This is a genomic window from Aeromonas sp. R1-1 (genome assembly GCF_040908495.1).
Classification (GTDB): domain Bacteria; phylum Pseudomonadota; class Gammaproteobacteria; order Enterobacterales; family Aeromonadaceae; genus Aeromonas; species Aeromonas veronii.
Window position 1 is genome coordinate 1 of the sequence record NZ_JBFODV010000067.1, and the last position, 6,710, is coordinate 6,710.

Consider the following 6,710-nt stretch of genomic DNA (forward strand, 5'->3'; position numbering starts at 1 on the left):
AAGGGTTTGTCGATCACCTTGATCCGCTCCCCCTGCTCGAAGTTGCCCAGATCGCCGGTCACCTTGGCCTTCTCATAGCGCAGCAGCAAATCCTGATAGAGAGTGCGCTTGACCGCCAGATCCCGCTCCAGCTCGGCGAGCTGGCGCTCGGTATCTCCCTGGGAGTCGACCACCTTGTCCAGCCCATCCAGCTGACTCTTCAAGCCAGCGGCGTTTTGCTCTGCCTCCGTCAGCTGCGTTTGGGCCAACTGCCACTCGGGCCCGCGGGCCATATCCGGCTGGGATTTGAGCTGCTCAAACTCCTGCTGCAACTGGTCAATCTGATAGCGCAGACTCTGCACCTTGCTGTGCTCGTCGCTGTAGCGGGCCCGCAGCAACACCAGCTCGGTGCGCATCAGCTGCAGCTTCTCATCCAGTTGGCGGGCCAGCTGGCTCTCCTGCCCCAGCGATAGCTGATCGACCCGGGCCTTGGCCTGCTGCAGGGTGATCAGGCTCTCGGCATAGCGCTCCTGCAAACCATAGAGACGGGCGACGTTGGTACTCTGCTGCTGGGGCAAGGCGCTGGCATGCTCCCGTTTGAAGTCGGCGAGCAGCTGCTCGGCCTCTTGCAGTTCGCTGCGGCGGCTGTCGAGCTGGCTTTGCAGGAAACGTTCGGACGATTCCGCCGACTGGCGCCCCTTGCTGAGCAGGTTGAAGAAAAAGCGCCGCGAAATGGCTTCGAGCAAACCGGCGCTGTTGGCCGCCGAATCCGCTTTGACCTTTATCTCGATCACCTCATCGCCGATCAGCCGCAGCGAGACGGCACTCGAGAGCCAGTCCATGATGGCATCGCGCTGGGCTGGCGGGGTCTCGTCATTGACCAGACCGCGATCCCGCGCTACCCCGTCCAGCACATAACGGCTGCGCAGCAGGGCTTCGAGCACCGCAAAGCGATCCTTGAGACTCTCCTGAGTGATCAGATCCTTGAGGGTCGGGGTCTGGTTGGCATCTTGCGGCACCATAAAGGTGGTGCGGCTCTCATACTCCTTGGGGGTGAGCAGACCGACCGTCACGCCCACCAGCGGCATCACCAGTACCGGGATCACCAGCAGATAGCGACGGCGCCAGGCGGCAAAGAGAATGATGTAGAGGTTGTAATAGAACTGGACAGGCATGGCATCACTCCCTGAGAAAAGCCCTCCCCCCGCACGATGCAAAGGCAGTGCCACCAGAGGTGCTGATCGCCTCTGTGGGCAGATCGCAAGAGTGGTACAAGATTCGCATTCTCCCGCTATCCGGGGTGTTACCCCTTCCCTTGCCGGAGCGCGAACCATGTTGTCATCAACCCCGTCGCACAGACCCCATCCCCGCAGAAGCTCCATCGTTCAAATCGTGCAGCACCTGCAGCCGGGCGGGCTGGAGACCATGGTGCTCAACCTCACGCAGGCGAGCCCTGCCGAGCAACCGGTGCATATCATCTCCCTCGAAGGGCGCAAAGGGGATGTGCTAAGGGCATGGCCCGCCCTGGATCCCTTTGCTGGCAATATTCACTGTCTGGAAAAGCCCGCAGGCTGGTCGCTGGCGACCCTCTGGCGGCTCACCCGACTGCTGCGCCAACTCAAGCCCGTCGCGGTACATACCCACCATCTGGGGCCCATGCTCTATGGCGGCCTCGCCAGTCGGCTGGCCCGGGTGCCCACCCTGGTACACACAGAACACGATGCCTGGTATCTCGATGATCCCCATCAGCGCACGCTGGCCCTGTGGGGGCTGTGCGCCTTCAAACCCACTCTGGTGGCCGATGCCATGCCGGTGGCCAACCAGCTGCTGGCCAAGCTGGGCCAGCTGTCGCCAACCGTGATCCCCAACGGCATCGATGAGCAGCGCTTTGCCCCGGGCGCCGCCGCCCTCGCCCGTCAGGAGATGGGGCTGCCACAAAGGGTCAAACTGATTGGCTGCGCCGCCCGCCTTGAGTCGGTCAAGGGGCATGCCTTGCTGCTGGAGGCGATCCGCACCCTGCCGGAAGAGGTGCATCTTGCGTTGGCAGGGGTCGGCAGTTTGCAAAATGCGTTGCAACAACAGTGTCAGCAACTGGGGATCGCCCATCGGGTCCATTTTTTGGGGCTGGTCGAAAACATGCCGCGCTTCTATCAGGGGCTGGATCTCTTCTGCCTCCCCTCGCTGGCAGAGGGGATGCCGCTCTGCGTGCTAGAAGCACAGGCGTGCGGGGTACCGGTGGTGATGAGCGACGTGGGGGCGGCCAGAGAGATCGTCTGTCAGGACAGCGGCCATATCCTGTCGGAGCGGGATCCCGACCGCCTTGCCCAGCTTCTGGCACAAGGGTTGCTGCACTGCCATAGCCTGCGTGCCGTCACCCGTGAGTTTGTGTGCCAGCAAAGCAGCTTGAGCCGGATGGCTCAGGCCTATCAGCAGCTTTACAGCCGCTGATCAAGCGACCCGATGACCAGAGGAGCATCCCATGGAATGGATCATGATCGTGTTCTGGCTGTGCGCTGTACTGGTGGTCTACCACCATGTCGGCTATCCCCTGCTGCTCAAATTCGGTGGTCGGCAGGCGCGCAAGGTAGCCAATCCGCCCCGCCCTCTGGATCGAGGGTTCAAAACAGACGCCGCCGATGAGGCGCTGCCGACCATCACTTTGCTGATGCCGGTCTACAACGAGGCGGCGACCATCGCGGCCAAGCTGCAAAACCTCGCCAGCCTCGATTACCCCGCCGACAAGCTGTGGGTGCATGTGCATTTCGACGGCTGCAGCGACAACAGTTACCCCATTGCGCTGAGTCAGCTCGGTGATCCCGCCCTGCAGCAGTTGCAGATCAGGCTGTTTGATCACCCCCGCAATCGCGGCAAGGTCGCCGTGCTCAACGAGGCCATGACCCGGGTGCACAGCGATCTGGTAGCCCTCACCGATGTCTCGGCCCTGCTGCCCATCGACAGCCTGCTGCTGGCGGTCGCCCATTTTACCGATCCCAAGGTAGGGGTGGTCGGGGAAGCATACCGCTTCTGGCAACCGGGCTCCCAGGGCGAGGAGAGTTACTGGCACTATCAAAGCCAGATCAAGCTCTGCGAGTCGGCCCTTGGCGGCATGCTGGGGGCTCACGGGGCCTTTTACATGATGCGCCGGGAGTGCCTCACCCCGCTGGCTGCCGATACCATCAACGACGATTTCATCCTGTCGATGCTGGCCATCGCCAAGGGGTATCGGGCTGTCTACGACAATCGCTGCGCCGCACTGGAGCTGGAAGTTTCCGATGCCGCGCTGGAGGCGACACGGCGCAAGCGGATCGGGGCTGGCAACACCCAGCAGCTGCTGCGGTTGCTGCCCCTGCTGCACCCCAAGTTCGGCTGGGTTGCCTTCAACTTTGCCAGTGGCAAGGGGCTGCGGGTGTTGATGCCGCTCTGCCTGACCCTGCTGTGGCTCTGCGCCATCCCGCTGGCCACCCAATCCCTGCTGTTTCAGCTGCTGCTGGGGCTGCAACTGCTGGGGTATCTGCTGGTCATCCTGATCCAGCTGACCCCTGTGCACCCCTGGCCCAATCTATTTCGCAAGATCCACTATCTGGTACTCGGACACTGGTACAACGGCATGGGCACCCTGCGCTACTGCCTGCGCACCCCCATTCGCTTCATGTCACAGGAGAAAGCCGTATGACACACCCCATTCCAAGATTGACCCTGGTGGTCAAACGCAGCATGGATCTGCTCGGTGCCACTCTTGGCCTGCTGCTGACGCTCCCACTGTGGCCGCTGATCATGTTGGCCATCCGACTCGATAGCCCGGGGCCTGTGTTCTTTCGTCAGCTGCGGATCGGGCGCAGCCACGCCACCCATACCGAGCTCTTTTTCATGATCAAGTTTCGCACCATGCGCGCCGACGCCGAGGCGGCTACCGGGCCGGTCTGGTGTGGCAAGGGGGACAGCCGGATCACCCGCAGCGGCGACTTTCTGCGCAAAACCCGGCTCGATGAGCTGCCGCAGTTTATCAATGTGCTCAAGGGGGAGATGTCGCTGATCGGCCCCCGCCCGGAGCGACCTGGGATCGCCAACCGGCTGGAAGATGCGGTGCCGTACTTTATCGAACGCACCTATGAAGTGGCCCCCGGCATTACCGGTCTGGCGCAGGTCAATCAGGGTTACGACGAGTCGCTCGATGATGTGCGCAGCAAGTTGGCGTTCGACCTGGCCTACTCGGTCGCCCTGCTCCACCCCTGGCGCTGGCTGGTGCAGGATGTGCATATCATCGGCAAGACGATCGCCATCATGGTCGGCAAAAAGGGGCGCTAATCCCGCCGCGCCGACCTCAACCACTTCTCAACGCCCATCAGGCCATTGTCACTGCAATGGCCTTTTTTATGGCGCATATTTATGGCACGTCCGCGGTGATCACAGAGAAGTCAGCGACCTGATCGCCATCATCTGACCCCATCCATCCACAGGCCGGATGACTGCTTGCCCCACCGCAGAAACCCAAGCGTTGCGTGATCACAGAAGCAATCCGCCCCCTGCAACCCCTAACACCGGCACATAAAAAAACGAGTAGCCAGCGGCCACTCGTTTTGACAGGTTTCTCTGGGATTCAGGCGCCGTAGACAGCCAGAATATCGGTCACTCTGTTGCTCACGCTGTACCCGCGGGCTATGGTGTTGCGGGCCGCCTGACTCATTTTGCTGCGCACCACCCCATCGCTGCGCAGCCAGTAGTTGACCAGCTCCGCCATATCCCGCACATGGCCGGGCTCTACCAGCCAGCCATTGGATTTGTGGTCGATCAGATTGACCAGCCCCCCCACCGCAAAGGTACAGACCGGTATGCCGTGAGCCATTGCCTCAAGGGCCACCAGCGGCAACCCTTCAAAGCGGGAGGTGATGCAGAGCAGGTCGATGTTGTGCCACTCATTGGCCATGTTCTGGAAACCATGAAGCTGGACGCGATCACCATACTGCTGCAACAAAGCGCTTTTCATGGGGCCATCCCCGTAGAGATGAAACGCCCCATCCGGGCAGAAGGCGGCCAGCTGGCAGAACGCCTCCGGCCCCTTTTCCGGCGAGAGGCGGCCGACAAAGGCAATCCGGTTGCCAGTTACCGTAGCCGGCGTCGCAGGCATGGGAACAAAGTTGCTGATCACCGTGCTCGGCACAGGCAATTTGCGAGCGATGGGCTCGCTCACTGCAATACACTTCGCAAAACGCGCTGTGGTGCGATCCAGCCAGCTGTAAAACTTCAGCAACCCCTCCCCGTCATCCCCACTGTGAAAGGTCGAAACCACCGATTTACCGGTAAACCAGGCTGTCAGCCGCCCCAGCACCCCGGCCTTGTAGCCGTGGGTATGGATCAGCACAGAAGCAGGCTGGCGGGCCAGACGGCGCATAAAGTCGCGGCTGTTTTGGCACACCTCGTAGGGCAAGCCCTGTTGTTTGAGCAGGGTCGTAAAGGGGGTCATACCGTGGTTGCTCACCAGCACTATGGTGGGGCGAAATCCCCTGGCCAGCAGATCGTTGGCCAAGTGGATAATGTGAACTTCAATTCCACCGACCTGACGCGCATCGATGGCCAGCCAGATCTGTTGCATGGGTAACATAGGCACCTCCTCCCGTGGCTCCATGCCACCTGAAATAAGGCGCTGCATAGAGCGGGCCAGTCAGGCAAAGAGGGGCAGGATCAGGCGCCGGGACAGGCGACCAGCAAGAGGGTCATGTCATCGAGGGCGGCATCATTGATGCGCTCATCAAACCAGCGGGCAATGCGATGAGCCAGTTGCTCAAGACCGGGCACCGAGGTCAGGCAGATCGCCTTGAGCTGCGCCTCCCAGCACTGGCGCTCTGCGGCATCACGGCTATCGAGCAGGCCGTCGGTCCAGAACAGCAGGATCTCGCCGGGCTTGAGCTGACGCTCATTGGTCACGAAGTGGGGATCCGGGCGCAAACCGGGCAAGGGGCCGGTCACACCGACCTGACGGATGGTGCCGGGCCCGACCAGCCAGGGCGCCGGGTGGCCCGCGCTGGCCCACTGCACCCGCCCCTCGTTGCCGAGCTCAATACAGAGGGTGGTGAGCAGGGTAGCCCCCAATAACGGATCACTGTGAACCGCATTGGACAAGATGGTCAGCAAGCGGGCGGGGGCGCGTTCCAGATCGTGCGCCGTCAGCAAGCCACGCAGATAACCGGCATAGGCATGGGCAAAAAACTTGGCTTCCGCATCGTGGCCCATCACATCTCCGAGCCACAGCACCCGATCCTTGACCAGCAGAAAGTCCCCGCCCCCCACGGTGGCCGCGCGGGTTTGCAACGCCAGCTGGTATCCCCCTATGGAGGTGGCGGGCAATAACGGGCGCAGCGCCGAGGTCATGCGCTGATCCAGCTGTTCGCCCCATTGCGACTTGAGCTGCTGCGAGCGTTGCAGCACCCGCGAAACCGCCAGCAACAGGTCCTGCTTGGTGATGGGTTTGACCAGAAAGTCATCGATCCCCAGCGCCCCTGCCCGACTCTGGGTCCACTGATCCTGATGACCGGTCAGGAAGATAAAGGGCACCCCTTTCATCTTGGGATCCTTCATCAACTGCTGGCGCAGCCCAAAGCCATCGATCCCCTCCATCTCGATATCGGAGAGCACCAGCGCGGGGGGCTGCTTTCCAAGCGCCAGCAGGGCGGCATGGGAGTCGGCATAACTTTCAACCCGGTAGTGCTCATGGAGATAGGCGGTGAGCAGGGCAC

6 protein-coding genes are annotated in these 6,710 nt (G+C 61.8%); 3 read left to right on the plus strand and 3 right to left on the minus strand.

The features are described from left to right. Positions 1–1,154 (minus strand): GumC family protein (locus tag AB5Y92_RS03995; protein WP_368225641.1); only part of this gene is annotated, 1,154 nt, incomplete at its 3' end. 157 nt (positions 1,155–1,311) lie between these two features. Between AB5Y92_RS03995 and AB5Y92_RS04000 the strand changes: the two genes are divergently transcribed. The 3 genes from AB5Y92_RS04000 to AB5Y92_RS04010 are packed head-to-tail and all read left to right on the plus strand — an operon-like array spanning position 1,312 to position 4,284. Continuing rightward, positions 1,312–2,427: a glycosyltransferase gene (locus AB5Y92_RS04000; protein ID WP_368225642.1), complete on the plus strand. Its 1,116-nt coding sequence runs from the start codon at positions 1,312–1,314 to the stop codon at positions 2,425–2,427. A gap of 31 nt (positions 2,428–2,458) precedes the next feature. Beyond that, positions 2,459–3,652 (plus strand): glycosyltransferase family 2 protein, encoded by a 1,194-nt coding sequence (locus AB5Y92_RS04005; RefSeq protein WP_368225643.1) that lies wholly within the window; start codon positions 2,459–2,461, stop codon positions 3,650–3,652. Then, positions 3,649–4,284 carry a sugar transferase gene (locus tag AB5Y92_RS04010; RefSeq protein WP_005333398.1) on the plus strand — a complete coding sequence of 212 codons (636 nt, stop codon included), beginning with the start codon at positions 3,649–3,651 and terminating at the stop codon, positions 4,282–4,284. The genes AB5Y92_RS04005 and AB5Y92_RS04010 overlap by 4 nt, the downstream gene beginning before the upstream one ends. Before the next feature lie 292 nt (positions 4,285–4,576). Here AB5Y92_RS04010 and AB5Y92_RS04015 read toward each other — a convergent pair whose 3' ends face one another. Next, a complete protein-coding gene (locus tag AB5Y92_RS04015) occupies positions 4,577–5,578 on the minus strand; it encodes a glycosyltransferase family 4 protein (protein WP_236297716.1) in 1,002 nt (333 codons plus the stop codon). An 80-nt stretch (positions 5,579–5,658) separates the two neighbouring features. Beyond that, a partial coding sequence (locus tag AB5Y92_RS04020; RefSeq protein WP_368225645.1) for a SpoIIE family protein phosphatase occupies positions 5,659–6,710 on the minus strand: 1,052 nt, incomplete at its 5' end.

Bases quoted from the DNA above. Each gene is read 5' to 3' on its own strand.
- AB5Y92_RS04000 (WP_368225642.1), top strand. From the start codon at position 1,312: ATGTTGTCATCAACCCCGTCGCACAGACCCCATCCCCGCAGAAGCTCC.
- AB5Y92_RS04015 (WP_236297716.1), bottom strand. From the start codon at position 5,578: ATGTTACCCATGCAACAGATCTGGCTGGCCATCGATGCGCGTCAGGTC.
- AB5Y92_RS04010 (WP_005333398.1), top strand. From the start codon at position 3,649: ATGACACACCCCATTCCAAGATTGACCCTGGTGGTCAAACGCAGCATG.
- AB5Y92_RS04005 (WP_368225643.1), top strand. From the start codon at position 2,459: ATGGAATGGATCATGATCGTGTTCTGGCTGTGCGCTGTACTGGTGGTC.